The sequence below is a fragment of the Leifsonia sp. HAY1-4F genome (assembly GCF_056755275.1).
In genome coordinates this window covers 1-268 of sequence record NZ_JBNDHX010000310.1, presented here as the reverse complement: position 1 = coordinate 268, position 268 = coordinate 1, and the positions used below count along the sequence as shown (strand labels likewise).

Below are 268 nucleotides of genomic sequence, written 5' to 3'. Positions count from 1 at the left end.
ATAAGAGACAGACATAGAAAATATACTGCCCTCTGGATAGTCCGGTGAATACATTGGAATCCTGCCAGTTTGTAGGTGAATCTACCGCATACTGATAAGGGCCTTGTCCGCCTGTCACATGAACGGTTACAGTGTTGTTTGAAATTTCAATTTCAGTAATTACCGGAGCTTCGGCTTTCTTCACATGTACAAATTGCTTAACGAAGCATCCGTTGTCTTCCAGAATTACCCAGTATTCTCCTACTGTGACGCCTTCCAGCACCTGTGT

At 43.7% G+C, this 268-nt stretch carries 1 protein-coding gene; it reads right to left on the bottom strand.

All coding sequences use genetic code 11. From position 1 onward, the window contains the following. A partial coding sequence (locus ACPYOG_RS19630) for a hypothetical protein (protein ID WP_481295798.1) occupies positions 1 to 268 on the bottom strand: 268 nt, incomplete at both ends.